Source organism: Amycolatopsis nalaikhensis (assembly GCF_030264295.1).
Lineage (GTDB): Bacteria > Actinomycetota > Actinomycetes > Mycobacteriales > Pseudonocardiaceae > Amycolatopsis > Amycolatopsis nalaikhensis.
Window position 1 is genome coordinate 8,931,555 of record NZ_CP127173.1, and the last position, 25,498, is coordinate 8,957,052.

The 25,498-nt window shown below is 71.9% G+C and carries 17 protein-coding genes; 9 read left to right on the forward strand and 8 right to left on the reverse strand.

Annotated elements, in window-relative coordinates:
- Window positions 1-65 precede the first annotated feature (65 nt).
- Entirely contained in the window at window positions 66-3,272 is a 3,207-nt protein-coding gene (locus tag QP939_RS43420) for an NACHT domain-containing protein (protein WP_285452642.1), read from the forward strand.
- Here the strand turns inward: QP939_RS43420 and pdxR are convergent.
- Complete coding sequence (gene pdxR / locus QP939_RS43425) at window positions 3,259-4,668, reverse strand: MocR-like pyridoxine biosynthesis transcription factor PdxR (RefSeq protein ID WP_285452645.1); 1,410 nt, start codon at window positions 4,666-4,668, stop codon at window positions 3,259-3,261. The genes QP939_RS43420 and pdxR overlap by 14 nt on opposite strands.
- A gap of 81 nt (window positions 4,669-4,749) precedes the next feature.
- Here pdxR and QP939_RS43430 point away from each other — a divergent pair, with 81 nt between their 5' ends.
- Window positions 4,750-5,961, forward strand: a complete 1,212-nt coding sequence (locus QP939_RS43430) for an MFS transporter (protein ID WP_285452647.1) — start codon at window positions 4,750-4,752, stop codon at window positions 5,959-5,961.
- Here QP939_RS43430 and QP939_RS43435 read toward each other — a convergent pair.
- Window positions 5,936-7,399 (reverse strand): AAA-type ATPase lid domain-containing protein, encoded by a 1,464-nt coding sequence (locus tag QP939_RS43435; RefSeq protein ID WP_285452649.1) that lies wholly within the window; start codon window positions 7,397-7,399, stop codon window positions 5,936-5,938. The genes QP939_RS43430 and QP939_RS43435 overlap by 26 nt on opposite strands.
- Before the next feature lie 163 nt (window positions 7,400-7,562).
- Here QP939_RS43435 and QP939_RS43440 point away from each other — a divergent pair, with 163 nt between their 5' ends.
- From QP939_RS43440 to QP939_RS43450, 3 genes are read left to right on the forward strand one after another with little or no spacing between them, the layout of a single operon-like run.
- Window positions 7,563-8,576, forward strand: coding sequence for an amidohydrolase family protein (locus QP939_RS43440; RefSeq protein ID WP_285452651.1), 1,014 nt, complete (start codon window positions 7,563-7,565; stop codon window positions 8,574-8,576).
- Between the two features lies 1 nt (window position 8,577).
- Complete coding sequence (locus tag QP939_RS43445; protein WP_285452653.1) at window positions 8,578-9,252, forward strand: iron-sulfur cluster assembly protein; 675 nt, start codon at window positions 8,578-8,580, stop codon at window positions 9,250-9,252.
- On the forward strand, window positions 9,249-10,274 hold the full coding sequence (locus QP939_RS43450; protein WP_285452655.1) for an NAD(P)-dependent alcohol dehydrogenase: 1,026 nt from the start codon (window positions 9,249-9,251) through the stop codon (window positions 10,272-10,274). The genes QP939_RS43445 and QP939_RS43450 overlap by 4 nt, the downstream gene beginning before the upstream one ends.
- A 5-nt stretch (window positions 10,275-10,279) precedes the next feature.
- On the opposite strand, the gene QP939_RS43455 is transcribed toward QP939_RS43450, so the two are convergent.
- The 3 genes from QP939_RS43455 to QP939_RS43465 all read right to left on the reverse strand — a co-directional run bounded on the left by QP939_RS43455 (window position 10,280) and on the right by QP939_RS43465 (window position 13,095).
- The gene (locus QP939_RS43455; protein WP_434219689.1) at window positions 10,280-11,074 is read right to left on the reverse strand and encodes a hypothetical protein; all 795 of its coding nucleotides are present in this window, start codon (window positions 11,072-11,074) and stop codon (window positions 10,280-10,282) included.
- A gap of 77 nt (window positions 11,075-11,151) precedes the next feature.
- On the reverse strand, window positions 11,152-12,669 hold the full coding sequence (locus QP939_RS43460; protein ID WP_285452657.1) for a CehA/McbA family metallohydrolase: 1,518 nt from the start codon (window positions 12,667-12,669) through the stop codon (window positions 11,152-11,154).
- Between the two features lie 99 nt (window positions 12,670-12,768).
- Window positions 12,769-13,095 carry a hypothetical protein gene (locus tag QP939_RS43465; RefSeq protein ID WP_285452658.1) on the reverse strand — a complete coding sequence of 109 codons (327 nt, stop codon included), beginning with the start codon at window positions 13,093-13,095 and terminating at the stop codon, window positions 12,769-12,771.
- A gap of 229 nt (window positions 13,096-13,324) precedes the next feature.
- On the opposite strand from QP939_RS43465, the gene QP939_RS43470 reads away from it, so the two are divergent.
- From QP939_RS43470 to QP939_RS43480, 3 genes are all read left to right on the forward strand, one after another.
- On the forward strand, window positions 13,325-14,947 hold the full coding sequence (locus tag QP939_RS43470; RefSeq protein WP_285452660.1) for a DUF6345 domain-containing protein: 1,623 nt from the start codon (window positions 13,325-13,327) through the stop codon (window positions 14,945-14,947).
- A 138-nt stretch (window positions 14,948-15,085) separates the two neighbouring features.
- Window positions 15,086-15,325 carry a hypothetical protein gene (locus tag QP939_RS43475; protein ID WP_285452662.1) on the forward strand — a complete coding sequence of 80 codons (240 nt, stop codon included), beginning with the start codon at window positions 15,086-15,088 and terminating at the stop codon, window positions 15,323-15,325.
- Window positions 15,326-15,582: 257 nt separating this feature from the next.
- Complete coding sequence (locus QP939_RS43480; RefSeq protein ID WP_285452664.1) at window positions 15,583-21,051, forward strand: ATP-binding protein; 5,469 nt, start codon at window positions 15,583-15,585, stop codon at window positions 21,049-21,051.
- A 54-nt stretch (window positions 21,052-21,105) separates the two neighbouring features.
- On the opposite strand, the gene QP939_RS43485 is transcribed toward QP939_RS43480, so the two are convergent.
- The gene (locus QP939_RS43485; protein WP_285452665.1) at window positions 21,106-21,864 is read right to left on the reverse strand and encodes a hypothetical protein; all 759 of its coding nucleotides are present in this window, start codon (window positions 21,862-21,864) and stop codon (window positions 21,106-21,108) included.
- Window positions 21,865-22,025: 161 nt separating this feature from the next.
- Here QP939_RS43485 and QP939_RS43490 point away from each other — a divergent pair, with 161 nt between their 5' ends.
- Entirely contained in the window at window positions 22,026-23,348 is a 1,323-nt protein-coding gene (locus QP939_RS43490) for a M14 family zinc carboxypeptidase (protein ID WP_285452667.1), read from the forward strand.
- Between the two features lies 1 nt (window position 23,349).
- On the opposite strand, the gene QP939_RS43495 is transcribed toward QP939_RS43490, so the two are convergent.
- Window positions 23,350-24,381, reverse strand: coding sequence for a class I SAM-dependent methyltransferase (locus QP939_RS43495; RefSeq protein WP_285452669.1), 1,032 nt, complete (start codon window positions 24,379-24,381; stop codon window positions 23,350-23,352).
- A 56-nt stretch (window positions 24,382-24,437) separates the two neighbouring features.
- Window positions 24,438-25,463 (reverse strand): PadR family transcriptional regulator, encoded by a 1,026-nt coding sequence (locus QP939_RS43500; protein ID WP_285452671.1) that lies wholly within the window; start codon window positions 25,461-25,463, stop codon window positions 24,438-24,440.
- Between the last annotated feature and the right edge of the window lie 35 nt (window positions 25,464-25,498).

The following is a 25,498-nucleotide window of genomic DNA, read 5'->3' on the forward strand; positions in this document are numbered from 1 at the left end:
CTGTAACAGGCCGTTCCCACCGGTCGACTGCTAGTGAGTCCGCCGACCCGTGAGGTGAGCCGTTGATGTCGAGACGCCGCCGGAGAGTCCTCTTCGTCACCACCGGATTCGTCGTCGCCATCATCGGAGTGCTGTCGGCGATTTCGCTAGTGACGAGCTCGCTGGAGGAGAATGTCTCCTACGGCAACATCGTGGCCTCCCTCATCGGGATGGGCACCACCGCGGCCTCGGTGATCGCTTTTTCGCTCCGCCGGCAGCCCACCCCGCCCGGCACCCAGGCGGCGGACGAAATCGCCGCCCGCATGCTGACCGAGTGGACCGCGGAAATCCGGCACCGGCGGCAGCATTTCGGAAACGCCAGGACGGTCCCGCTGACGTGGCGGAAATCCGATCCCGTTCTCGCCGCCGATCCGGCGACCGTCTTCGGGGACGACGGGCACTTCGGCAAGGTCGAACTCAAGCTGGACGGGCGGACCGGGACGAATCCCGACCAGGCCGCGCTCAACCTCGCCGAAGCCTTCAACAGCGTTCCGAGTCGGCGGCTCGTCGTCATCGGCAAGCCCGGTTCGGGAAAGACGTTCCTCGGCATCATCCTCAACATCGGCCTGCTGCGGTCGCGCACCCCCGGCTCCGCCGTCCCGATGTTCCTGTCGCTTTCGTCGTGGGACCCGGTGGTCGACAGCCTCGACGACTGGCTGGTCGACACGCTGGCTTCCCTGCACTACGGCGACGATCCGGCGATTCCGCGCACGCTCCTTTCCCAGCAGCTCGTCCTGCCGATCCTCGACGGTCTCGACGAACTGCCCGAACACCTGCGCCGTCCCGCGATCAGCCGGATCAACGAAACCCTGCAGGGCGACCTGCCCCTCGTCCTCACGTGCCGTTCGAACGAATACCGCGAGGAGATCACCGGCGGGGCCCCGGTCCTGCTGCGGGCTCCGGTCGTGGAAATCCTCCCGGTGCGGACGGCCGACGTCGTCCGGGCGTTGCAGGACAACCCCCGGTGGGCGGACGTGGTCGACCACATCGAAAAGCATCCGCGAAGCCCCATCGGGACGACGCTGACCACGCCGCTCATGCTGTCCCTCTTCACCGCGACCTTCGAGCGGCGGGATCCGCAAGTGTTCCTCGACAAGGAGTTCAAGACCGGCCACGCCGTCGAGAACTACCTGCTGGACCAGCTCGTGGACACTGCCTATCCGCCGGCGGGCACCGAAGCGGCGAGCGAGGAGAAGAGGTGGCTGACCCACCTCGCCGAATACCTGCACGGCCACGGTGAGCGCGATCTGGACTGGTGGACGCTCGCCGAGCGCAAGGTGTCGTCGGCCGGGTCGATACCCGTCGCCTTCTTCGCGGCCGTACTGGTCCTCACCGGCGTCAAGTCGCTGGTCCACCTGATCACCGGCACGGAGCTGCTCGGCCTGCAGCCCCTCCTCTTCGATACTCCCGCCGTGGGGATCTTCCTGCTGGGCCTCACCACTTCGGCGCTCGGCCTGTCCACCAGCCCGCCGACCCGGCGTCGCGGCTTCTGGTCGGGGGCCGTGACCGGCACACTCGGCGTGGTGGTCATCGGGTGCCTCTACATCGCACTGGAGGTCAGCTCGCTGGACGGCAACTCGGACTTCACCGACGTTGCGAAGATCTGCGCGAAGGCGACCGCGTTGCTGGCGTCGGCACTGGTCGCCGGCTCCGCCGCCGGGATCCACCAGCTGGTGAGACGCGCGACCACGATGCCGAAGAAGGGCGGCCCGGCCCAGTTCTTGCGTCAGTCACGCCGGACCGCGGTCCTGTCGTCACTGGCCGGTGGCCTGACGGCCGGTGCGGTGAGCATCCCGCTCGCGACCGTGGCGGCCTCGCTCGGCGGGCACTTCGGCGAACGGATCGCCATCGCCTTCGCCTTTCCCACGGTGGCGGGCATCCACCTCCCGCACACGGCGTACTACGGCATCTGGCCGTCCTCGGTGTCGGCCGACTTCCTGCTCGCCGCGACCGGCATGGCCGAAGTCTTCGTCCTCGCTGCGGCGATTCTGCTGGGAAGTCACCCCTGGACGTGGTTCGCGATCACGCGGGTGCTCCTGTTCGTCGGGCGGCGGGCGCCCTTGCGGGCCATCCACCGGCTGGATGGCGCCCGCGACCACGGCGTCTTGCGGGTCGCCGGAGCGTCCTACCAGTTCTGGCACGTGACCTTGCAGGAGCGGTTGGTCTCGGAGGCGCAGAAGAAGCCCGCCCACCGCCGCACGGGCTGGCGGATCGCCGGTGTCACCGTGGCGGCGGCCGTGCTGATCACCGCCGTTTCGCTGATCGCCTTCAACGAGCCTCAGGCCTGTACGCCGACCGGCTGGCCGGGCCTCGACGCCCGGATCTCCCGCACCGTGGACGACCGTGAGTCCGGCTGTTTCGCCTACCTCGGCGAGGACGACCTGCACCACCTGGCGAGGACCGCGGCCGACTCCGAGCTCTTGGCGAAGATAGCGTCGGTGCGGGAATCGGAGGACCCGTCCGACTACTCGATCGTCGTCGTCGCCGGCAAGTTCCCCGACATCCCCGCGGCGGACCTGCGTGCGGTGCTCCAAGGCATCGCCGCCGCGCAGAGCCTGGCCGAAGAGCCCATCGTCGTCGATTTCGTCTACGTCGACGGCGAAGGCGCCGGGGATGCCTCGATGAACGCCTTGACGTCGACCTACACCGAGCTCAAAGGCGCGTCGCACCCGCACCGCGGAGAAAGGCCGACCGCGATCGTGACCCTCGACGGGAACCATTCCCGGGTGGACGTGCCGTACCTCGACGATCCGGTGGTGATCGCGATTCCGGATCCGGAACTCCCGCGGCTCGCCTCGCGCTACGCGGAGGCTCTGGTCAAGAACCGCCTCGACTTCACCAAGGCCGCGGGCGGTCCACTGCCGGGTGAGCTCAAGGACGGCATTTCGGACGAAGAATGCGCTCAGCTGAAGAGCGGCAGCGGCGGTTCGAACCACACCTACGACCTGCGCGGAGTCGTCCTGTCCGACGCGCTGCTGAACCGGGCGGCCGACTGCGGTGCGCACAACCTCCTCATCGCGGGCGAGCAGGCTCCGGCGTTGCGTCCCCGGCTCGAGGGGCTCCGCGCCCTTTCCTTCGACTACGTCCGGGACAACTCGGCCGAGCTGACCGGTGCGTGCCGGCAAAAGCTGGGCCCGAACGCACCGCGCCGGATGACGGACTCCTGCATCGCCTTGTTGTCCGGGGGAAGCGACTTCGACGTCGACTTCAGCACCCTCCTCAGCGGCCGTTAGCCCAGGCGCGGTCCAGCACCGCGAGCCCGGCGTCGATGCGCTCCAGGGGGATCGAGCCGTAGCCGAGCACCAGCCCGGCGGCCGGAAAGCCGCCGCACAGATCGGAAAGCGTCTGCACCGCCGCCCCCGCCTGCCGGGCCCGGGCGGCGATCGGCTCCGTGTCCTCCTCGGCGAGCGCGCACAAGTGCAGGCCCGCCGCCGAGGGGACCACGCGCAACCGGCCCGCGAAGCGCGAGTCCAAAATGGACGTCAGACGCTCGTGGCGCTCCGCGTAAACCTTCGTCGCCCGCCGGATGTGGCGGGCGAACAGGCCCTCGTCGACGAACCGGGCCAGCGCCGCCTGCGCGGGCACGTCGCCGTGCCAGTCCGAAAGCTGCCGCGCGTGCCGCAACGCGTCCTGAAGAGACGGTGGCGCGATCAGGAAACCCAGGCGCAGCATGGGAAGCAACGTCTTCGAGAACGATCCGACGTACGCCACGCGCCCAGCGCGATCCAGGCTCTGCAACGGCTCCAGCGGACGGTCGGAGAACCGGAACTCGCTGTCGTAGTCGTCCTCGACGATCACCGCGTCCGCCCGCGCGGCCCACGCCAGCAGCGCCGTCCGCCGGGCCAGCGACATCGGCGTCCCCAACGGAAACTGGTGTGACGGCGTGACGTACACCAGCTTCGTCCGCGGCGGCAGCGCGTCGACGTCCAGCCCTTCGCCGTCCACCGGCACGCCGACGACTTCGGCGCCGTGCGAGGCGAAAAGCAGCTTCGCCCGCCGGTAGCCGGGTTCTTCGACGGCCACCCGGTCGCCTGGGGAGACGAGCACCCGGCACAGCAGGTCGAGTGCCTGCTGCGCGCCCTGGGTGACGAGCACGTCGTCGGCCTCGGCGCGCACCGAACGGGAGACGCCGACGTGCCGGGCGATCGCCGCGCGCAGGCTCGCGTGCCCGCCCGGGTCGGCGTAGTCGGCGAACCCGGCCGCGTCCCGCAGCTCCCGCGCCAGCAGCCGTCGCCAGGTTTCCAGCGGGAACAACGCGGCGTCCGGGACGCCGACGCGGAAGTCGAACTCCGCGGCCGCCGACGCCTGGACCGGCGGGGGCAGCGAGCGCCAGACCGCCTTCGGCCGCGGGCCCTGAGCCGACGGCGCCTTGCGCCGCTTCGGCGCGGGCAGCGACGCGCTCACGTACGTGCCCGCGCCGACCCGCCCGGTCAGGAAGCCGTCGGCGGTGAGGCGGTCGTAGGCGACGGCGACGGTGTTGCGGGAAACGGCCAGCCGGCGCGCCAGCTCGCGCGTCGGGGGCAGCCGCTCCCCCGCCCGCAGCCGGCCGTCCAGCACGGCGTCGCGCAGCTGCCGGTAGATCCGGGCGGACAGGTCGCCACGCCCGGCCAGGGTGACGTGGAAGTCCATCGACCGAACCTACATTGGCCCAATCCTCGAAGCCAGAATTGGCTCTGGGACCGGGCCAAGTTCGCCTCTACCGTAACGAGCATGACGCTGCTCTCGGAACGCCCGGCCACGACGAGCCGCCTGCTCGCCGCCGCCCAGCTGGCCGGCTCGCTCGGCGACGGCGCGTTCCTGACCTGCTCGGTGCTGTTCTTCACGCGGATCGCCGGGCTCACCCCGGCGCAGGTCGGGCTCGGCCTCACGCTCGGCTGGGCGGTCGGGTCGGTCGCGGGCGTGCCGCTCGGCCACCTCGCCGACCGCCGCGGCGCCCGCGGCTCGGCCGTGCTGCTGGCGCTGGCGACGGGCGCGTCGATCCTGACGTTCCTGCTGGTCCGCTCGCCGCTGCTGTTCGTCCTCGCCGCGTGCCTCTACGGCAGCTGCCAGACCGGGCTGGCCGCCGTCCGCCAGGCGCTGCTGGCCGCGCTCGCCGATCCCGAGCGGCGGACGCGGATCCGCGCGCAGCTGCAGTCGGCGGGCAACGCCGGGCTCGCGGTCGGCGCCGGGCTGGGTGGCCTCGCGCTTTCGGCCGACACGGCGTCGGCGTACCTGACGGTCTTCGTGCTCGACGCGGTGACTTTCGTGGTGACGGCGGCGCTGCTGCTCCGGCTGCCCGCCGTCCCGCGCTCGTCGGCCCCGCACACGGGCGAGCCGAAGCTGGCCGTGCTGCGCGACCGGCCCTACGCGCTGGTGACGCTGCTGAACGCGGTCTTGTTGCTGCGCATGCCGTTGCTGAGCGTCGCGATCCCGCTGTGGATCGTCGAGCGGACGGCCGCGCCGGGCTGGACGGTGTCCGCGCTGTTCGTGCTCAACACGGTCGTGGTGGTGGTGCTCCAGGTCCGCGTCGCGGGACGGCTGGCGAGCATCGGCGCGGCGGCGCGGATGGTCCGCCACTCCGGTGTGCTGCTCCTCGCGTCGTGCGTCGCCTTCGCGCTGGCGGCGTCCGGGACGTCGCCGTGGCTTGCCTTCGCCGTGCTGGTGGCAGGGGCGCTGGTGCAGGTGCTCGGCGAAATGCTGCAGTCGGCGGGCAGCTGGGAGATCGGCTTCGCGCTCGCCCCGGCCGACCGGCAGGGCCAGTACCAGGGCTTCTTCGGCACCGGCGTCTCGGTGGCCCGCGCGGTCGGGCCGGTGCTGCTGAGCACCGTCGTCGTCGGCTGGGGCCTGCCCGGCTGGCTGCTGATGGGCGCGGTCTTCCTCGCCGCGGGCTGGGCGATGGGCCCGGCCGTGCGCTGGGCTACGACTTCAGCTGCCGCGCGTTGAGGCCGTACTGCGCCATCTTCCGGTACAGCGTCGCCCGGCCCATCCCGAGCTTCTCCGCCGCGTGCACCACCGTGGCCCCGGGCTCGGACAGGCAGCGCACGATCTCGTCGCGTTCCAGCGCCTGCAGCCGGCTCAGCCGGTGCCCGACCGCGCTGAACACCTCGGCGGGCAGGTGCGCGGTGTCGACGACATCGGACCGCGAAGCGGCTTCGCGCACCACCCGCCGAAGCTGCTTCGCGTTCTCCGGCCAGTCGTAAGCCGCCAGCGCGCGAGCCGCCGCGGAGGTGAACGTGACGTCGCGGCCGCGGTCACGGCGGGCGAAGTGGTGGGCCAGCGGGAGGACGTCGTCGGGGCGGAACCGCAGCGCCGGTACCTCGACGACCCGGTCGACCAGCGGCCGCAGCGCCGCCGGCACCGCACCGGCGTCCTCCGCGGTGAGCACGAACGGCGGCGGCCCGTCCCCGCGGACCTCGGCGAACCGCCGGGCCAGCTCCTCCGCCGCCCACGCGGGCAGCGCGTCCACGCCCGACACGATCACGCACGTGCCGTCCTTCGCCAGCTCGGGCGTCCACACGGTGAGCCACGTGTCGACGTCGTCGGGGGCCGGCGGGCGGGCGTTGAGGAGCCGGTCGCGGGGCCGCAGCCGCCGCCGGGCGAGCGAGGCCAGCGCCGTCTTGCCCGCGCCCGGCTCGCCGACGACCACGACGACGCGGTTCGCCTCGAACGCCGTATGCGCCTCGGCGACCGCCGTGGTCCAAGCGGGCGACAGCCGCGGCAGGTCACCGGGGTCGACGCGGTCGGCGTACACGCGGAAGACCTCGCCCCGCGGGGTCGGGCGGGCGGTGCGGCCGGACGCGCGGGCCAGCATCAGCGCCGCGGTGTTGCCCGCGGCGGCCTGCGCCAGCGCCAGCAGCAGCTCCGACGACTGCTCCGACCACGTGGTCAGGTTGACGCTGCCGGCGAGCGCCCCGGTCAGCGGGTCCAGCACCGGCACCGCCGCGCACGTGTAGCCGCGCAGGTCGGTGCAGTAGTGCTCGGCGGCCCGCACGAGCGACGGCGCCCGGTCGGCCAGCGCCAGGCCCAGGCCGTTGGTGCCCGCGTTGCTCTCGGCGAAGTAGAAGCCGGGCGCCAGGTGCACCTTGTCGAGCGAGCGGTTGATCGAGGCGTCGGTGCACAGCCTGCTCAGCACCAGGCCTTCGCTGTCGGTGATCATCAGGCTGATCGGCTCGTTGGCCAGCGTCGCCTGCAGGCCGCGCAGCACCTCGGTGCCGCACTCGTAGAGCAGCGACCCGGTGTCGACCGCGCCGGAGAACACCGGCACGACCTCGTCCTCGGGGACGCCGTAGCGCTCGCTGCGCTGCCAGGACGCCCGCAGCCGCGGGGCGATCGCGGCCCGCGCGTCGCCCGAGCGCGTGACGTGCACCTGCGGGTTCTCCACCTCGGCCTCCCGGGACGCGGCTCTGCGTCGGACTCCCCCAGGCTACGTCCTCCGATCGTGGCCCACCGCGGCCCGCTGTCTCAAACTGAGACACGCGACGGGTCCCTGACCTGCGCCGACGTCCCTACCGTCGCACCGACACACGACGACGTGGAGGACCCGGATGTACCGCAAGGACGGCGAGACGTACTTCATCGTGGACGCCCACGTGGCGCTCTGGGACGCGCGCCCGGAGAACCAGCGCAACATCCACGGCAAGCAGTTCATCGACTGCTTCTACGACTACCACCGCAACCTCAGCCCCGAGTCCGAGGTCTGGCCCTACGAGGAGTACCTCTACCAGGGCGGCGAGCGGCTGGTGAAGGACCTGTTCGAGGACGGCTACGTCGACCACGCGATCTTCCAGCCCGCGCACCTCGGCGCGTTCTACCACAACGGCTTCGGGCAGACCGAGGAAGCGTTCGCGCTGACGAAGCAGCACCCGGGCAAGCTGACCTACAACCACTTCTTCGACCCGCGGTTCGAGCAGGCGGGCATCGAGCAGCTGCGCCGCGACGCCGAGCGCTTCGGCCTCAAGGGCGTCAAGCTCTACACCGCCGAGTGGCAGGGCGACTCGCGCGGCTACAAGCTCGACGACAAGTGGACCTACAAGTACCTGGAAGCGTGCCAGGAGCTGGGGATCCGCAACATCCACATCCACAAGGGACCGACCATCCGGCCGCTGGACCGCGACGCCTTCGACGTCGCCGACGTCGACCACGTCGCCACCGACTTCACCGACCTCAACTTCGTGGTGGAGCACTGCGGGCTGCCGCGGCTGGAGGACTTCTGCTGGATCGCGACGCAGGAGCCGAACGTCCACGCGGGACTCGCGGTGGCGATCCCGTTCATCCACACGCGGCCGCGGTACTTCGCGCAGATCATCGGCGAGCTGCTGTACTGGCTGGACGAGGACCGCATCCAGTTCTCCAGCGACTACGCGCTCTGGACGCCCCGCTGGTTGATCGAACGGTTCGTCGACTTCCAGATCCCCGAGGACATGCCGGAGTACGCGCCGCTGACCGTCGCCCAGAAGAAGAAGATCCTCGGCTTGAACGCGGCGGCGATGTACGACATCCCGGTGCCGTCGGAGCTGCAGCTGGCGCCGGTGGAGCCGCAGGCCGTCTCGGTGGCCTGACATGGACGCCTACACCGCGCTGGACGCGGTTCTCGATCCCGAGCTCGACGAGCCCATCACCGATCTCGGCTTCGTGAAGTCGGTCGACGTCGACGGCGGACGGGTGACCGTCCACTTGCGACTGCCGACGTCGTTCTGCGCGCCGAACTTCGCCTACCTCATGGCGTCCGACGCGAAGGACGTGCTGACCGCGCTGCCGTGGACCACCGAGGTCGTGGTGCGGCTCGACGACCACCACGACTCCGACCTGATCAACCGCGGCCTCGCCGCCGACGCGGGCTACCGCGGGACGTTCGGCCACGAGGCCGAGGAGGACCTCGAAGAGCTGCGGGAGACCTTCCGCCGCAAGGCCCACCAGGCCGCGATGGAACGAGCGCTGACGGGGCTGCTGCGCGCCGACGAGGACGTCGACCTGCACGACGTCACCCTCGCGGACCTGCCGGACGTTCCCGCGTCGCAGGCGTTGCTGCGGCGTCGCGAAGCGCTCGGGCTGCCGTCCGATCCCGCGGCGCCGGTGCTGGTCGACCACGACGGAACGCCGTTCCCGCGCGAGGAAATCCCGCTGCGGCTGCGGTTCGCCCGGTCGGTCCGCATCTCCATCGAGGGCAACGCGCACTTCTGCCGCGGCCTGCTCCGCACCCGCTACCCCGAGTCCACTGTGGAGGCAACAGCATGAAAGCGGTCCAGGTCGTCGGCTACCACGAGCCGCTGCGGATGACCGACGTCCCCGAACCGGCGGTGACCGGCCCGCACGACGTCGTCGTCCGGATCGGCGGCGCCGGTGTCTGCCGCACCGACCTGCACATCCTGGAAGGGCAGTGGCGGGAGAAGTCCGGGGTGACGCTGCCCTACACGATCGGGCACGAGAACGCGGGCTGGGTGCACGCGGTCGGCAGCGCGGTGACGAACGTCGCCGAGGGCGACAAGGTGATCGTGCACCCGCTCATCACGTGCGGGCTCTGCCGGGCCTGCCGCTTCGGCGACGACGTCCACTGCGAGCAGTCGCAGTTCCCGGGCATCGACACCGCGGGCGGCTACGCGGAGTACCTCAAGACGTCGGCCCGCAGCGTCGTGAAGATCGACGACTCGCTCGAACCGGCGGACGTCGCGGCGCTGGCCGACGCCGGGCTGACGGCGTACCACGCGGCGGCGAAGGCGGCCCGGCGGCTGCGCCCGGGCGACAAGTGCGTCGTCATCGGCGCGGGCGGGCTCGGGCACATCGGCATCCAGGTGCTCAAGGCGATCTCGGCGGCCGAGCTGATCGTCGTCGACCGCAACCCGGACGCGGTGAAGCTGGCGGTGTCGATCGGCGCGGACCACGGCGTCGTCGGCGACGGCACGCAGGTCTCGCAGGTGCTGGACCTGACCGGCGGCCACGGCGCGGAGGCGGTCATCGACTTCGTCGGCGAAGGCGGCGCGACGTCCGACGGGATCGCGATGCTCCGGCGCGCGGGCGACTACCACGTCGTCGGCTACGGCGAGAACATCGACGTCCCGACGATCGACGTCATCTCGACGGAGATCAACCTGATCGGCAACCTCGTCGGCTCGTACAACGACCTGTGCGAGCTGATGGTGCTGGCGGCGCAGGGCCGCGTGAAGCTGCACACGGCCCGCTACCGGCTGGAGGAGTTCCAGTCCGCGCTCGACGACCTCGACGCCGGACGCATCCGCGGCCGCGCGATCCTGGTGCCGTAGGGCCGCTACTCGCTCCGCTGGGCCGCCGGGGCCTGGTGGAGGGTGAGATCCGGACCGGCGGCGGAGTCCTGGGCCCAGGCCCCGGACTCCGCCGTCCACGTCTGGCCGGCGAAGCTCACCTTGTCCACGCCCAGCGCCTCCGCCCGCCCGACCAGCCAGCTCGCGTACGTCCAGCCCTGGCCGGCCGGGTGGGCGCCGCTCAGCTTCGCCGTGCCCAGTTCCTCCGTCGCGGCCGTCGCCAGGTCGCCCGGGGCGGCCAGGGTCAGGTTGCGGCAGGTCAGCGCCGCCGGGAACTGGCCGTTGAACGCCGCCGCCATGGCGCGCGACTGGGGCTCCCACTGCGCGTACGCGTCCGGGACGCCCGAACGCTGGATCGCCTGGGCCGCTTCGGTGATCGGCATCGTCTGCCAGCCGGGCAGCTGCTCGAGCTTCTCGTAGAACGCCGTCGCCGCGTAGACCGGGTCGCGCAGCTGGGCGATCGTGCCCCAGCCCTGGCTGGGCCGCTGCTGGAACAGCCCGACCGAGTCGCGGTCGCCGCCCTCGAGGTTGCGCAGCTTCGACTCCTGCAAGGCGGTGGCCAGCGCGACCGTCGCCGCGTGCGGCGGCAGCCCCATCTTGGTCCCGACGGCGGAGATCGTCGCGGCGTTGTTCATCTGCTCCGGCGAGAACGTGTACGCCTGCTGCCCGGGCAGGGCCACGGTGCAGCCCGGCGTCCGCACCGGGCTGCGCGTCAGCACCACCACCACGACGATCCCCGCGGTCAGCACGACGACCGCTCCCAGGAAGATGGCCACCTTCAGGCCACAACCGCGCACCCTGCCTCGCCTTCACCCGTTCGTCCCAGTCTGCCAAAGGACGCGGGGCACGGGGTGGAGGTTCAGTCCGCGGCGCCGAGGAAGATCGGGTTCGACATCGCCACCATCGCGTTCGGCTGAGTGGTGTTCGGGCCCCCGGACGGGCGGCGGACCTCGACCCGCACCCACCGCGAGTACCGCGGGTAGGTGGTCCACGTCACCGTCGCCGCTCCCGCGTCGCCGATCGTCTCGGTGTGCTCCGGACCGAGCTGGTCCAGGAACGTCACCGTCGTTCCCGGCACCCCGCCGACCACCGCCTTCACCGTCACCGGCGTGCCGGTTCCCGCCGCGAGCCGTTCGCCGATCCCCGCCGAGGCGCCGCCGCCGGTGACCGTGAAGTCCAGCTGGACCGCCGACGACTCGGCCAGCCACGACCGGCCAGCCTTCAGCCCGGCCAGCAGCTCCTGGCGGCGCAGCCGGTCGGCGAGCACGACCGTGTGCGGCAGGGCGACGCGCTGGTCGGGGTTGTGCGCGTCGGAGTCGCCGATCGCCGGGATGAACCGGCCGCCGCGCAGGAGGCCGTCCCAGTGGATGACGCTCGCCTCGTCGTCCTGGGTCCACGGGCCGTTCCACACCTCGACGAGGTCGGCGATCTCGTACGCGAACTCGTAGGTGCACCCGAAGCAGTTGGCGAACGGGTGCGCCGCGGTGACCAGGCCGCCCGCGCGGTGCACCTGGTCGGTGAAGCGGCGGAAGTCCTTCGGGTCGGCCGCGCGGTAGCGCCAGTCGATCCACGTACCGGCGGGCAGGCCGATGGCCGGCCAGTGCCCGGACCGCGTCGTCACCTCTTCGCCGTTGAGGATCAGCAGGTCGTCGGTGGCGTAGTCGCCCCAGACCAGCTGCGAGCTGGACGTGTTGTGGTCGGTCGAGACGATGAAGTCGAGCCCGGCGGCGCGCGCGTCGGCGACCAGCTGCTCCGGCGTGCGGCGGCCGTCGGAGTGGACGGTGTGCAGGTGGCCGTCACCCCGGTACCAGGCGCGGCCGCGCTCCCGCCTTGGCGCGGTCTCCGGCGCCGGGTTCGGCTTGAACGGCGCGCCGTCGGGGCCGAAGGTCAGCGTGATGTCCACCTTGTAGTTGAGGCCCTGCGGCGCGACGGTGTACGGACCGAGGACGACGTGCCACCGGCCGGGCTTGATCGGCCCGGCGAGGTAGCCGGGCGTGGCCTCGGACGCGCTGATCGAGAACCGGTCGCGGAAGCCGCCCGACCACCCGCGGAAGCCGCGCGCGTTCCCGAGGTCGTGGCCTTCGGGGCCGAACATGCCGATGTCGCAGGCGTTCCCGCGGGTGCCGGCGGGCACCGGCGGCTTGTCGTAGGAGTAGACGACGTCGATCCGCCGCACCCCGCGCGGAACGTCGACGGGCAGGTAATACCAGTCCGGGACGTCCGGCTTCAGCGTGCCGGTGACGGTCCGGGTCTGGCTGCCGGTGCCGCCCGGCTGGTCGGCGAACGCGACGCCGGGCAGCATCCCCATCGCCGCGCCGGCCGCCGCCACCCCGCCCGCGCGCAGCAGCGCGCGACGGCTGAAGTCCCCAGAACTCATGCATACCTCCGCATCGAAAGACGCTCCGACGCTAGGCGAGCTACGCGAACACCGACAAGAACCACCGGTGAACTTTCGGCGCGCGACGCGGGTGCCCGGTCAAGCCTTGGCGCGCCGGGCGAGGATCTTGGCGAGCGCGACGACGCCGACGGTCACGGCCAGCCCGAGCCGCGTGACGTCGACGGCGGGCACCCACACGACACCGCCGTCCCGGACGACGAACGCCCCGGCGGGCCGGGCGAACACCCCGAACCCGGCGCCTTCCCGCACCGGCAGCGCGCCGGTGTCGTCCCCACCTCCGCCCCCGCCGCCGAACACCGTGGCGGCCGGGATCACGACGACGCCGTCGCGTTCCACCGGTTCGCCGTAGACCAGTCTCGCGGAGAAGAGGTCCCGCGCCGCCGACGCCAGTTGCCCGAGGTGCATGCCGTCCATTCTCCCCCGGTCCCGCCCGGCCGCGCGCCTTCCGCCGCGCTGTCCACTGTGGCCGGTTCCGGCTGACCGGTTCCCCGTTCCGCGCGGGAATGAGCAACGGAATCGGTGCAGCCCTGAAAAAATTGCGCTGAAGGTGTGGCAAAAAGATGTATCCGAAAGCCGTACGCCATTCGGCCGGTAGCGTCGAATCGCTCGATCACGTCATCCACGGGGAGGAACCATGGCACTGCTCAAGAACGGCGCGATCACCGCGCCACCGGGAGCGCCCGCCGCCGCGCAGCCGCTGACCTCGGGCGATCCGTTCGCCTCGACCGGGGTCGCCGCCGACCGGGGCGCCAACCGGTACGGCGTCTGCTCGATCGAGGACTTCCCGCCGGGAATCAACGACCTGTCCGCGACCCACGAGGACGCGGGCGGTTTCTACAATTACGTCAAGCAGTTCGCGGCGCCGAACTACTGGTACCAGGACGGCGGCGTGCTGTCGTGGATCTACGGCGAGCAGTACGACGACTGGCAGGGCACCTACGGCTTCGACGCCTGCGTCGCCGAATACCACTCCGGCCACGGCACGATGGACGGCAACGGCGTGTTCTGGATGCCGATGGGCGGCACCTGGGGCGGCTCGGCCTGGGCGAGCTCGGCCGACATGCGGCTGGGCAACGAGGTCGCCCGCTACCTGTTCTTCTCCACCTGCCTCTCGCTGCGCATCGGCGACGGCAACAGCCCGATCCGCACGTGGGACGTGGCGAACCTGGGCCTGCGGATGATCTTCGGCTTCGAGAGCACCAGCGTCGACAGCCCGAACTACGGCGCGTTCTTCTTCAACAAGTGGAACGCCAACGGCCACAAGTTCACCAAGGCGTGGCTGGACGCTTCGTGGGACATCGACCACCACCAGGCACCCTCGGCGGTGGCCTGCGGGGCGACGCAGGCCGAGGCGCAGGACCGGTTGTTCAACGAAGGCATCTTCAACACCGCCGCCGCGTCGAAGAACTGGTGGTGGTGGACCTGGTACGACGCCGCGAAGAGCATCGACGCGCCGCGGCTGGAGCTGCCCGGCGCGCCGCGGACCGCGCGGTTCGCGCCGCCGCGGCTGACACCCGCGCGGCTGGCCGAGCTGGCCGGGCACTACGGCGTCCGCCTCGGCAGCGGGGCCGAGGCCGAGATGGGTCCGCACGGTGTCGTGCTCGGGGCCGACCAGGGCGGGCCGCGGCTGTCGGTCGACCACCGGGGCGTCCGCGAGATCACCTTCGCCGAGGCCGACGGCGCCGGCCGGGACGCGCCGAGCGCCGCCGAGGCGGTCCGGATCGCCCAGGACGCGGTCGAGACGTTCGGCCTCGCCGACCGCGTCGACCTGGTCGCGGACAAGGTGCGCCACCAGTACCACGCGGGCGGCACGGCCGAGGACGTCACCGACCCGCGGGTGCGCGAGACGCACGTGGTGTTCACGCAGCTGGTCGACGGGCACCCGGTCGTCACGCCCGGCCTGGGCGAGGTGCGGGTCGGCATCGACGGCGCCGGCACGGTCACCACGATCGTCGACGCCACCCGCGAGGTCGACCGGCTGACCGAGAGCGCACCGGCGGCCCCGGCCGCGGCCCGCTCCGAAGCCCGCGAACCGTCCACTGTGGACGAGGCGCTGGACGCCCCGCTGCAGCGGCTGCTGCGCCGGCTTTCGGCGGGCGGGCGGGTGCCCGCCGAGGTCCGCACGATCCCGGACTCGACGGCGGTCGGCTACGCGATGCGCGGCGACAACGGCGAGCAGGTCGTCCGGCGGACGGTCGAGGTCGACTGCGGCGCCGGGCTCGCGAAGCGGTACGTCGTGGAGGCCCCGCTGCGCTGAGCCCACCGGAACGGGACGGGCCGACACCACGTCGGGGGGTGTCGGCCCGTCCGCCGACGTGTAAACGGCGGGTATCCCGGGCATTAACGAAGGACACCTGTGTTCCGAGGGATGTGCCCGTACCGAGGGGAGACCGCGATGACCTTCGATTTCGTCAGCCGCTGGCTGGGCAGGCATCGCGAGCGCCCCGGCGTGACCGTGGACCTGTCGTGTGGTGGCCGCGTCACGCTGCGTGAGATCGACGGGCGGCCCGTGCTGGCCGTCACCACCGCGCCGGGCGCGGACGGCCGGTGCCGGGTCGCCGCCGTCCCGTTGTCGGAGGCCGAACGCCGCGAGCTGGGCCAGGTCCTGGAGTCCGACGTCGTCCTCGCCTCCTGATCACCGGCCCGCAACCCGCTGTTTTCCTGGTCGTGGGCCGCCCGGCGGGCTTTGTGGCAGACCTCGCGGGAAACCCGGCCGCGGCGGTGTGGCGCGGGTCGCTTTTTGTGGGGTTCCCACAACGCAGCCGTCTCGGCATGCGCCATGGCGGACATTGGTCTACCCGGTGGTCATCCAGCAGGGTGTAGACAGGTGCAGGCGACGCTCCAGACCGGGTGCGTCGCCTTCTGTGCGTGGGTACTTGGGAGGCTCAGCCGGTGTTCAGTCGTGTCGCCATCGTCAACCGCGGAGAGGCCGCGATGCGGCTCATCCACGCCGTCCGGGACCTGTCGGCGGAAACCGGGACGCGGATCGAGACGGTCGCCCTCCACACCGACGCCGACCGCACCGCCACGTTCGTCCGCGAAGCCGACGTGACCTACGACCTCGGCCCCGCTTCGGCGCGCCCGTACCTCGACCTCGCCAAGCTGGAGCTGGCGCTCGTCGAGACGAAGGCCGACGCCGCGTGGGTCGGCTGGGGCTTCGTCGCCGAAGACCCGGCCTTCGCCGAACTCTGCGAGAAGGTCGGCGTCACCTTCGTCGGGCCGAGCGCCGACGCGATGCGCAAGCTCGGCGACAAGATCGGCGCGAAGCTGATCGCCGAAGAGGTCGGCGTGCCGGTCGCGCCGTGGAGCCGCGGCGAGGTCGCGACCCTCGAAGACGCCTTGGCCGCGGGCGACCGGATCGGCTACCCGCTGATGCTCAAGGCGACCGCGGGCGGCGGCGGGCGCGGCATCCGCAAGGTCTCCTCGGCCGACGAACTGGCCGACGCCTACGAGCGCACCAGCCAGGAAGCCTTGCGCGCCTTCGGTTCCGGCGTCGTGTTCCTGGAGCGCCTGGTCACCGGCGCCCGCCACGTCGAGGTCCAGGTGATCTCCGACGGCGCGACGGCGTGGGCGCTCGGCGTGCGCGACTGCTCGGTGCAGCGGCGCAACCAGAAGATCATCGAAGAGTCCGCCTCCCCGGTCCTCGAGCCGGAGCAGACCGCCGAGCTCAAGGCGTCGGCCGAGCGGCTCGCGGTCGCGGTCGGCTACCGGGGCGCGTGCACCGTCGAGTTCCTGTACCACCCCGGCGAAAAGCTGTTCGCCTTCCTCGAGGTCAACACCCGCCTGCAGGTCGAGCACCCGATCACCGAGATCACCACCGGCACCGACCTGGTGCGGCTGCAGCTGCACGTCGCGAACGGCGGCAAGCTCGAAGGCGAACAGCCCGCCGAAAGCGGGCACGCCGTCGAGGCGCGGCTCAACGCCGAAGACCCCGACCGCGACTTCGCCCCCTCCCCCGGCCGCATCGCGCGGCTGGCGCTGCCCGCCGGGCCGGGCATCCGCGTCGACACCGGCGTCAGCGAAGGCGACAGCATCCCCGCGGACTTCGACTCGATGATCGCCAAGATCATCGCCTACGGCCGTGACCGCGAGCAGGCGCTCGGCCGCCTGCGCCGCGCGATGGCCGAAACCACCGTCATCATCGAAGGCGGCGCCACCAACAAGAGCTTCGTGCTCGACCTGCTCGACCAGCCCGAGGTCATCGACGCGAGCGCCGACACCGGCTGGATCGACCGCGTCCGCGCCGAAGGCCGCCTGGTCACGCACAAGCACTCCGCGATCGCGCTCGCCGCGGCCGCCATCGAGGCCTACGAGGACGAGGAAGAGGTTTCCGTCCAGCGGCTGCTGTCCACCGCGCACGGCGGGCGCCCGCAGGTGCAGCACGAGAGCGGCCGACCCCTCGACCTCAAGCTCCGCGGTGTCGGCTACCGGGTGAGCGTCGCCCGCGCCGGCCGGAAGCGCTTCCGCGTCGGCATCTCGGCCGGCGGCTCGGACGTCCACCACGCCGACGTCGAGCTCGACCGGTTCGACGCCCACAGCGGCCAGATCCGGGTCAACGGCGAGCGGTTCCGCCTGGTCGCGGCCACGCACGGCCCGATCCACCTGGTCGAGGTCGACGGCGTGACCCACCGCGTCAGCCGCGACGAGGGCGGCGTCGTCCGCTCCCCCGCGCCCGCGCTGGTGGTCGCGACGCCGCTGTCGGTCGGCGACGAGGTCGAGGCGAACGCGCCGATCCTCGTGCTGGAGAGCATGAAGATGGAGACGGTGCTGCGCGCGCCGTTCCGCGCCCGCGTCCGCGAGTGCCCGGTGTCGGTCGGCAGCCAGGTCGAGACCGGCGCGCCGCTGATGCGGCTGGAGCCGCTGGCCGACGGCGCCGAGGAGGAGGCGGCCGAGGAGACCGAAACCGTCGACATCGAGCTGCCTTCGGTGCCCGACGGCGTGTCCGCGGCCGAGCGCGTCGAGCGCGGGCTGCAGGACCTGCGCAGCCTCCTGCTCGGCTTCGACGTCGAGCCCGCCGAGCGCAAGCGGCTCGTCGCGGCCTACCTGGAGGCGCGCGCCGAGCTGGGCGACCGCCCGATCGAAGGCGAGCTGGAGCTGCTCACGGTCTTCGCCGACCTGTCGGAGCTGAGCCGCAACACCCCGGGCGGCGAGGACACCGCGTCGAACAGCGCGGTGCACAGCCCGCGCGAGTTCTTCCACAGCTACCTGCAGAGCCTCGACGTCGAACGCGCCGGGGTCTCCGAAGGCTTCCAGGCCCGGCTGCGGCAGGTGCTGGCGCACTACGGCGTAACCGACCTGGAGCGCACCCCGGAGCTGGAGGCCGCGGTCTTCCGGATCTTCCTGGCGCAGCAGCGGATGGCGGCCGACGTCGCCGTCGTCTCGGAGCTGCTGCGGCAGTGGCTGGCCGGTGCCCCGCCGGTGGAGGCGCTGAGCGAGCGCGCCGGCCTCGTGCTGGAGCACCTGGTCCAGGCCACGCAGGTGCGCTTCCCCGCGGTGTCCGACCTGGCCCGCGGCGTCGTGTTCCGCTGGTTCGCCCAGCCGCTGCTGCGCCGCAACCGCGCCCGCGTCTACGCCGCGGTCCGCACCGAGCTGCGCTACCTCGACCAGCACCCGGACGCGCCGGACCGCGCCGAGCGGATCCAGGCCATGATCACCGGCTCGCAGCCGCTCGTCCGGGTGATCGGGCAGCGGATCGGCCGTCCCGGCCACGACCACGCGCCGCTGCTGGAAGTGCTGACCCGCCGCTACTACGGCAACCGCAGGCTCTCCGGCGTCGCGGTGCGCGACGTCGGCGGCTGCCGGTGGCTGACCGCCGAGCTGAACACCGCCGAGGGCGCCCTGCCGCTGGTCACCACGGCCGTCGACATCGCCGACCTGCCGGACGCCCTGCGCGCGCTCGGCGAGGTGGCCACCGACGGCGTCGTCGCCGACCTGTACCTGCGCTGGGAGGACCAGCCGGACGTCGACGCGACCGCGGAGCGCCTCGGTGCGCTGCTGGCCGAGCACCCGGTGCCGGCGAGCGTGCGCCGGGTCGTGGTCACCGTGGCCGGCACCGGCGGCGCGGTGATGCACCACCACTTCACGTTCGAGCGCGACGGCGCGGGCCTCACCGAGGACCGGCTGATCCGCGGCCTGCACCCGCAGATCGCCCAGCGCCTGCAGCTGCAGCGGCTGCGCGAGTTCGACCTCACCCGGCTCCCGTCGGCCGACGAGGAGATCTACCTCTTCAAGGCCACGGCGAAGAGCAACCCGGCCGACGAGCGGCTGATCGCGATGGGCCAGGTCCGCGACCTGACGCCGTTGCGCGAAGCCGACGGCAGGCTGGTCGCGCTGCCCGCGCTCGAGGACGCGGTCACCGCGTGCCTCGACGCGATCCGCAACATCCAGGCGCAGCGGCCGCCGCAGAAGCGGTTCGACACGAACCGGATCATGATGTACGTCTGGCCGCCGACCGACCTGACCACCGACGAGCTGAACACGCTGGTCCAGCGCATCCTGCCGACGTCGGTGGGCGCCGGGCTGGAGGAGGTCCAGTTCCTCGCGCGGCGGCGGACGGACGCGGGCAAGCTGACCGAGCTCGCCGTCCGGATCGCCTTCGACGCCGGGCACGGCGCGCGGCTGCACCTCGAGCCGCCGTCGACCGAGCCGGTGAAGCCGCTGGACGACTACCGCCTGAAGGTGCTGCGCGCGGCGCGGCGCGGCACCGTCTACCCGTACGAGCTGACCGACCTGCTCGCCGGGCCGGAGGGCACGTTCGTCGAGCACGACCTGGACGATTCGGGTGCGCTGGTCCCGGTGGACCGGCCGAAGGGCCGGAACTCCGCCGCGATGGTGGCGGGTGTCGTGACGACGCCGACCGAACGGCACCCCGAAGGCGTCACGCGCGTGGTGCTGCTGGGAGACCCGACCAAGTCGCTGGGCGCGCTGTCGGAACCCGAGTGCTCGCGGGTGATCGCGGCGCTCGACCTGGCCGAGCGGATGCGCGTCCCGCTGGAGTGGTTCGCGCTGTCCTCGGGCGCGCGGATCTCGATGACCTCGGGCACCGAGAACATGGACTGGGTCGCCGCGGCGCTCAAGCGGATCGTCCGGTTCACCCAGGACGGCGGTGAGATCAACATCGTCGTCAACGGCATCAACGTCGGCGCCCAGCCGTACTGGAACGCCGAAGCCACGATGCTCATGCACACCAAGGGCATCCTGGTGATGACGCCGGACTCGGCGATGGTGCTCACCGGCAAGCAGGCCCTGGACTTCTCGGGTGGCGTGTCGGCCGAGGACAACTACGGCATCGGCGGCTACGACCGCGTGATGGGCCCGAACGGCCAGGCGCAGTACTGGGCGCCGAACCTGCCGGCCGCGCGCGCGGTGCTGATGTCGTACTACGACCACACCTACGTCGTGCCGGGCGAGTCCGGGCCGCGCAAGGTGGGCACGAACGACCCGGTCGACCGCGACGTCTCGGCGTACCCGCACGCGATCGTGGGCAGCGACTTCACGACCGTCGGCGAGATCTTCTCGGCCGAGCACAACCCGGACCGCAAGAAGCCGTTCGACATCCGCACGGTGATGCGCGCGCTGTCCGACCAGGACCACCCGGTGCTGGAGCGCTGGGCGGGCATGGCGGACGCGGAGACGTCGGCGGTGCAGGACGTGCACATCGGCGGCCGCCCGGTCTGCCTGGTCGGCATCGAGTCGCGGTCGGTCCCCCGCCGCGGCTTCCCGCCCACCGACGGGCCGGACACTTACACCGCGGGCACGCTGTTCCCGCGCTCGTCGAAAAAGACGGCGCGCGCGATCAACGCGGCGTCGGGCAACCGTCCGTTGGTGGTGCTGGCGAACCTCTCGGGCTTCGACGGATCGCCGGAGTCGCTGCGCAAGCTGCAGCTGGAGTACGGCGCGGAGATCGGCCGGGCGATCGTCAACTTCGAGGGCCCGATCGTGTTCTGCGTGATCTCGCGCTACCACGGCGGCGCGTTCGTGGTGTTCTCCAAGGCGCTCAACCCGAACATGACGGTGCTGGCCCTGGAGGGCTCGTTCGCATCGGTGCTCGGTGGCGCCCCGGCGGCGGCGGTGGTGTTCGCGGGCGAGGTGAACAACCGCACGGCCAACGACCCCCGCGTGACGGAGCTGCAGGCGCAGGTCGCGGCGGCCGACGCTTCGTCCCGCGCGGCGCTGAGCGCCCAGCTGGCGGAGGTCCAGTCGGCGGTCCGCGCGGAGAAGGTCAGCGAGGTGGCCGCGGAGTTCGACCGGGTGCACAGCATCCAGCGCGCGGTCGAGGTCGGCTCGGTGGACGCGATCATCAGCGCGGCCGAGCTGCGGCCCCGCATCATCGAGGCCATCGAGCACGGCCTGAAGAAGTAGCGTCACGCGCGGAGGGCGGCACTTTCGTAGGGAAAGTGCCGCCCTCGGGGGTGCTCAGGCCCGGAGCATCGCGATCGGGTAGGCGATCGTCGTGACGCTGAAGCCGTCCTCGCGATCGAGGTAGGACCCGCGGATGCGGTACAGGACGTCGACCATCTTCGGCGGGCCCACCCGGCCGCGGTCGATCAGCTCGCGCATCCCGACGCCGCCGGGCCGCACTCCCGGAGGCGCCGCATCGCGGGCCGTCCGCACCAGGCTCGCCGCGAGCCCGCCCAGGTCGAGCTCGTGGAGCATGTGGAGCAGGGAAACCCCGGAGACGAAGTGCGCCGGTCCGTCCTCGTGGGGGAACTCCTGGACGAGGTAGAGGGCGCCGACGGCCCGGCGGCGAGCGGCCCCGGCCGCCTGCTCGAGCGGGCGCTCCGACACCCACAGCGCCGGCCCGCTCGGGGCGCCGTCGGGGGGCGCGGGCAGCAGCACCGACCGCACCTCGCAGGTCTCCCGGCGAAATGTCCGGCGAAGCTCCTGCCAGACGTCTTCGGGCAGGTCGGGATCGGGCGACGCGTTGTCCCACCGGTCGCTGATGCTCGGCCGCGCCAGGCCGAGGACCTCCTGGCCGCCCAGGTAAGCGCAGACCGTCTCCAGCTTCTCGGCGAGCCCGACCGGAACCTGCGTCACCGTTCCCTGCAGCCCGACCGACGGGCTGAGCCCCGCGCTGATCGTGTAGGTCGGCACCCGCCGCACCTTGGGCTTGGTCACGACCTGCGAGTAGTACTCGTCCAGCCGCGCCTGGTCGACGTAGAGCGGTTCGATCACCGCGTCCCCCTTCGTGGTCCCGGAAGTTCATGCTACGGGCGGCTTTCGCGACTTTCGGGGGTATGGCGGTTTCGTCCCCGCCGACACACTGTGCGTGCCGGTTCGGTGACCGCGGGTTCCGAGCCGCTGCGCCCATCCGTGCGGCCGTGAGGAGATCCCCGATGGCGTCAAGGTCCTTGTCCCGGCTCGCCCTCGCGGCGACCGGGGTCCTGCTCACCACCGTGCTCGGCGGCACCGCCACCGCGCAGGCGGCGGACCAGCCCGTGTTCTGGCGCGTGCCCGCCACCGCTGCGCAGGCGCAGGCGCTGGGCGAAGCCGGTTTCGACGTCGAGGAGGGTGACGCGGGCACGGTCAACGTCGTCGGCGGGCAGGCCGTCGCCGCGAAGCTGCGAGCACTCGGCTACCGGCCGACCTTCTTCGACACCGTCTACAAGGAACTGCCCGCGTCTCAGGGGAACGCGCTGGCGGCCGACACCTTCTACGGCGGCTACCGCACCGTCACCGCGCACGAGAACCACCTCGCGCAGGTCGCCTCCGCGCATCCGGACCTGGCCACGAAGTACACCATCGGCCAGTCGTGGAAGAAGACGAAAGGCCTGGGCGGGCACGACATCCAGGCCATCTGCCTGACCAAGAAGCAGGCGGGCGACTGCACGCTCTCGACGACGTCGCCGAAGCCGAAGTTCTTCATCATGGCGCAGATCCACGCGCGCGAGCTGTCCACCGGCGAGCTCGCCTGGCGCTGGATCGACTACCTCGCCGACGGCTACGCCACCGACGCCACCGCGAAGTCCATTTTGGACACCACCGAGGTGTGGGTGGTGCCGATCGCCAACCCCGACGGCGTCGACATCGTCGCTTCCGGCGGCAACTCGCCGAAACTACAGCGCAAGAACGCCGACAATTCCCGCGGGAACTGCAGCGGCACGAACATCGGCGTCGACCTGAACCGCAACTCGACGTTCAAGTGGGGCGGCGACTCCAACTCCGCCTGCTCCGAGACCTACCAGGGCGTCAGCGCGGGCTCCGAGCCCGAAGTCCAGGCGCTGGAAAAGCTGGCCCGCGCGATCTTCCCGGACCAGCGCGGCACCGGCGACAACGACCCGGCGCCCGCGACGGCCAAGGGCACGATGATCACGCTGCACAGCTACGGCAACGACATCATCATCCCGTGGGGCTTCACGCAGGCGACGTCGCCGAACGACGCGCAGTACCGCAAGCTCGGCGCGAAGTACTCGGCGTCGAACGGCTACCTCGTCGGCACCAACGAGGAGACCGTCGGCTACGACACGACCGGCACCACCGACGACTTCACCTACGGCGTGCTCGGCGTGGCCAGCGTGACGTTCGAGGTGGGCAGCTCGAGCGGCACGTGCGGCGGCTTCCTGCCGAAGTACACCTGCGTCGACAGCACGTTCTGGCCGAAGAACAAGGGCGCGTTCATCACCGCCGCGAAGGCCGCGGCGGCGCCGTACCAGCAGTGACTCAGGGGCGGCAGGCGTAGATGCAGTTCTGCGGACGCGGGGACTCGAGCACGTCGACGTGCCCGAACCCCGCGTCCGCGAGCAGTTCGGTCGCCTTTTCGGTGCCCCACACCGCGCCCAGCGCGGCGCCGCCTTCGGCCAGCGACGTCGTCGTGCAGTACATCAGGCTGATCGAGTAGGTGAGCGCCGCCAGCGGGTTGCCGACGTTCTTGTCGAGGTGGCTCGAGAAGTTCGTGTCGACCATGAAGAAGAGGCCGTCCGGGGCGAGCGCGCCGCGGATCCGGCGCAGCACCACGTCCGGCCGGTCCTGGTCGTGGATCGCGTCGAACGCGGTGATCACGTCGTACGGCGGGTCGGCGGTGAGCTCGGCGGCGTCCCCGACGAGGAACTCGGCGTTCAGCAACCCGGCTTCCCGCGCCTGTTCCACGACGCCGGGGTTGATGTCGAGCCCGGTGAACCGCGACGCGGGAAACGCGCGCGCGGCGACGGCGATCGCGTTCCCGGTGCCACAGCCGAGGTCGAGCACGCGCGCTCCCGCCGTGAGCCGTTCTTTCAAGCCGGGGACCTTGCCGAAGAAGCCGTCGACGAGGTGTTCGCGGTAGATGTGCTTCCAGCTGTCGCCGGTCTTCGCGCCCAGGGTCTCGAGGTAGGGCCCGTACGCCGATCGCGGGACGCCGCCGCCTTCGGCGAAGCAGCGTTCGAGGTCGGGGAGGATGCCGGTGAACGCGGTGAGCGTGAGCAGGGACGGCATCAGGTTCGACGCGGTCTCGCCGAGCAGGAACTTCGCGTGCTCCGGCGGGAAGGTGTAGACGCCGTCGTGGTGGGTGAAGATCCCGCCGGTGACCATGGCACCGAGCCACTCGCGGACGTAGCGCTCTTCGAGCCCGGCCCGTTCGGCGAGTCCGGCGCTGGTGGCGGGCCCGTCAGCGGCGGCGGCGAACAGCCCGGTGCGGTGCCCGAGGCCGATCAGCATGGTGAGGGCGCTGCCGGTCATGGTGGCCGTGAGGTGCGCGGCGAAGTCCGTTTCCTCCATGCGACCCGAGCATACCGGGCGGCCGGATCGTCCACTTCGGACGATCCGGCCCGCGGTCAGCTGTCTTCGTCTTCCAGCTCGGCATCGGCCAGCACGGCGTAGACCTTGCGCCGGGCATCGGCGAGGACCTTCTTGACCTCGGCGACCTGGGCATCGGTACCGCTGTACCCGACTTGGGCGGCCGCGCCGGAAAGCTCCCCGAGCGCATGCCAGAGGGCGGCGAACCGATCGGCACCGGGTTCGTCCTCGGGCTCGGCCCAGAGGGCGGCGAACTCGTCTTCCCGCCCGGCGACGTGCTCGCGACCGGCGTCGGTCAGCTCGGCAACCCGGCGGCCCCCGGATTCGGCGGTGTGGACGAGACCTTCGTCTTCGAGCTGCTGCAGGATCGGGTAGATCGACCCGGGACTGGGCCGCCACCGGTCGTGGGTCCGGCGGCGGATCTCCTGCATGAGCTGGTAGCCGTGCATGGGCTCTTCGGCGAGGAGGGCCAGGACGGCCGGACGTACCGGGCGTGCTGCTGGTCGCCCGCCGCCGCGGAATTCCCGCACCCGCTGCCAGGGGCCGCCGCCTCCGAACCAGCCTCCGGGGCCGCCGAAGGAGCCGGGGCCGCCTGGGAAGCCGGGGAAACCGGGTGCTCCGGGCGGACCGGGCGGGCCCGGTGGCTGGGGTGGGTGCGGCGGGTGGGGCGGGAAGCCGCCGGGAGGGCCGCCTCGCGCCAGCTCGGGGCCGAAGTCCCAGTCCTCGTGGTCCGGCACATCGAACCCGCCTGGCCCGTGGCTGCCCGCCCCGTGGCCATGGCCGCCCAGCGCGCCGAACTCGCCTGGCGTGTGGCCATGCCCAACCGGATCGGGCCCGTGCCCGAGGCCGCCCAGATCGTGGCCGTGCCCGCCCGACCCGTGGGCATGGCCACCTCGCTCGTGGCTGTGCTCGCCCCGCCCATGGTCCTGCCCACCCAGCCCGTGGCCGCCCAGCACGCCGAACCCGTCCGGGCCGTGGCCGTGGCCCGAATGCCCAGCCCCGCCATGGCCGAACACCCCGTGCCGCCCAAACCCGGCGAAGATCCGCCCCGCGCTCATATCCATCGCCCGCTCCTCCCGTAGTCGTATCGCCGACATTC

Bases quoted from the DNA above. Each gene is read 5' to 3' on its own strand.
- QP939_RS43420 (WP_285452642.1), top strand. From the start codon at position 66: ATGTCGAGACGCCGCCGGAGAGTCCTCTTCGTCACCACCGGATTCGTC.
- QP939_RS43475 (WP_285452662.1), top strand. From the start codon at position 15,086: ATGACCTTCGATTTCGTCAGCCGCTGGCTGGGCAGGCATCGCGAGCGC.
- QP939_RS43490 (WP_285452667.1), top strand. From the start codon at position 22,026: ATGGCGTCAAGGTCCTTGTCCCGGCTCGCCCTCGCGGCGACCGGGGTC.
- QP939_RS43430 (WP_285452647.1), top strand. From the start codon at position 4,750: ATGACGCTGCTCTCGGAACGCCCGGCCACGACGAGCCGCCTGCTCGCC.
- QP939_RS43470 (WP_285452660.1), top strand. From the start codon at position 13,325: ATGGCACTGCTCAAGAACGGCGCGATCACCGCGCCACCGGGAGCGCCC.
- QP939_RS43450 (WP_285452655.1), top strand. From the start codon at position 9,249: ATGAAAGCGGTCCAGGTCGTCGGCTACCACGAGCCGCTGCGGATGACC.
- QP939_RS43460 (WP_285452657.1), bottom strand. From the start codon at position 12,669: ATGAGTTCTGGGGACTTCAGCCGTCGCGCGCTGCTGCGCGCGGGCGGG.
- QP939_RS43500 (WP_285452671.1), bottom strand. From the start codon at position 25,463: ATGGATATGAGCGCGGGGCGGATCTTCGCCGGGTTTGGGCGGCACGGG.
- QP939_RS43440 (WP_285452651.1), top strand. From the start codon at position 7,563: ATGTACCGCAAGGACGGCGAGACGTACTTCATCGTGGACGCCCACGTG.
- QP939_RS43445 (WP_285452653.1), top strand. From the start codon at position 8,578: ATGGACGCCTACACCGCGCTGGACGCGGTTCTCGATCCCGAGCTCGAC.
- QP939_RS43495 (WP_285452669.1), bottom strand. From the start codon at position 24,381: ATGGAGGAAACGGACTTCGCCGCGCACCTCACGGCCACCATGACCGGC.
- pdxR (WP_285452645.1), bottom strand. From the start codon at position 4,668: ATGGACTTCCACGTCACCCTGGCCGGGCGTGGCGACCTGTCCGCCCGG.
- QP939_RS43465 (WP_285452658.1), bottom strand. From the start codon at position 13,095: ATGCACCTCGGGCAACTGGCGTCGGCGGCGCGGGACCTCTTCTCCGCG.